The organism is Rickettsia endosymbiont of Proechinophthirus fluctus, assembly GCF_001602635.1.
In the GTDB taxonomy this organism is placed as follows: domain Bacteria; phylum Pseudomonadota; class Alphaproteobacteria; order Rickettsiales; family Rickettsiaceae; genus Rickettsia; species Rickettsia rickettsii.
Genome location: NZ_LECS01000004.1, coordinates 440,695 through 442,507, shown reverse-complemented (window position 1 = coordinate 442,507; position 1,813 = coordinate 440,695). Strand labels below are relative to the sequence as shown.

Here is a 1,813-nt window from a genome sequence, read left to right as displayed (position 1 = left end):
CCTGCCGTGGTAGTTGCACATTCTATGCCAATAAATCCCCAAAAAGTAAGAAGTACAACTCTTCCCATAATGCTCGGGATGCTTAAATTCTCTACTTCCTTGGCAATAGTTATATTATCTATATTAAAATGTGATAAAGCACATAAACCTACTATAAGCAATGGAACAAATTTTAAGAGAGTTAAATAAAACTCTGCTTTTCCTGCTACTTCAGGACCTTTTAAATTTAAAACCATAATAGCACCTAATAATATGATCTGTAATATTAAGTCTAAAATCGCTTGTGATTTAAAAAAAGGCGTTAGATAACCTATTGCCGAAATGACTACTATACTTGTACTGACAAAGGATATAATCCAGTAAGTCCAACCGGTGAAAAAAGCTATTTTATCCCCCAAATTTTCCCGTACATAAACGTGCGGACCTCCTGTTTTAGGAAATTTTGCACAAAGGGTAGAAAATACAAGTGCTATACTCATAGCACCGAATAATGAAAGTACCCAGCCCCAAATGCTGTATATACCGAACGGTGCTAAACTTAACGGCAAGATAAAAACGCTAGTACCGATTTGACCGCCGGTTACTAAGGCAAAAACCGCCCAGAAACCTAATTTTTGTGACATATTAATCTAATTTAAAGAAACAGCTTTAACATAGCTGAAATAATGATTTTTAGCAATAGTTAAAACTACTATAATTATTTTATTCTTGATTGCTAAACAAAAGATTGATAGCTTTTTAAGCTATCAAAAATAATCTTAGGAGTTAATATGCCAAATCGCACCGCTAAAGTTTATACAGTGAAATCAGGAGATGCTTTGTTTGGTCCATAATACCAAAAAATTCTATAAGCAGCAGGAGTATTATTTTCAGCATAAGCTTTAAATATTTCTTCTCCGTTATGTCCTTTAACAGATTTTTTTATATTTATGGGTATTTAAACTAGGATGACGAGGGTTTGCCTATAGATATGTCAGTGTTTTTTTACTGCTTTTAAACGTTTTTCTAATCCTTTATTATTTTCGAGTTCTTCCAAATCTTTGCGTTAAAACCTTTTTGTGATTAAATAGCCAACTTTCTTTTAAAGGTATTGCCGTATAGGGTTCTAAAATAATTTGTCCTTTTTTACTATTGCTTCTAGAATAGACTTTTTATCATTTTCGATATCAGCATCTCTCATAAGTCTAATTTCAGCCCTTCTTTTTTCCTTTTCTTCTGTATTAAGCGGAGAAAAGAAATCAATTCTTTCCTCTAGTGCTTTTAAGAGAATATTTTATTATAAACCCAGTTAAACATATTTTAAAACCTTTATTGATTCTAAAGTGTTACACGCTAAAAGATTTGCCGCAGCCGCAATTAGCTTTTTCATTAGGATTGGTGAAAGTGAATTGGGATTTGAATTTAGTCTCTACATAGTCCATTTCAGAACCTAGAATATACATTAATGCCTTTGGGTCGATTAGTATCCGTACGCCCTTTTCTTCAACTACTTCATCGAATTGATTTTTACTATCGGCATATTCCACGTAATAAGTCTGACCGGCACAACCGCCTGACTTAACTCCTACCCTAATACCAAATGTAGGCTTGGTGCGTTTTTCTATTAGCAATTTTACTTGCTTTGCAGCAGAATCGGTTAATGAAATAACATTTTTCATATTTTAAGAGTCTTTTTTGCTTTCTTGTTTCTGTTTGTAATCGGCTATAGCTGCTTTTATTGCATCTTCAGCAAGTAGTGAGCAATGTAATTTGACCGGTGGAAGTGACAATTCTTTTGCTATTTCGGTATTTTTAATAGTCTCGGCATCTTCTA

The 1,813-nt window shown here is 33.3% G+C and carries 3 protein-coding genes; all 3 read right to left on the bottom strand.

Features of this window, described 5'->3' with window-relative positions; genetic code table 11:
- The coding region (locus BG75_RS09880) for an APC family permease (protein ID WP_252903647.1) at positions 1 to 623 on the bottom strand (623 nt) is incomplete at its 3' end.
- Positions 624 to 1,325: 702 nt separating this feature from the next.
- Positions 1,326 to 1,658 (bottom strand): iron-sulfur cluster assembly accessory protein, encoded by a 333-nt coding sequence (locus BG75_RS04175; RefSeq protein ID WP_062811552.1) that lies wholly within the window; start codon positions 1,656 to 1,658, stop codon positions 1,326 to 1,328.
- Positions 1,659 to 1,661: 3 nt separating this feature from the next.
- A partial coding sequence (locus BG75_RS09875; RefSeq protein WP_252903729.1) for an iron-sulfur cluster assembly scaffold protein occupies positions 1,662 to 1,813 on the bottom strand: 152 nt, incomplete at its 5' end.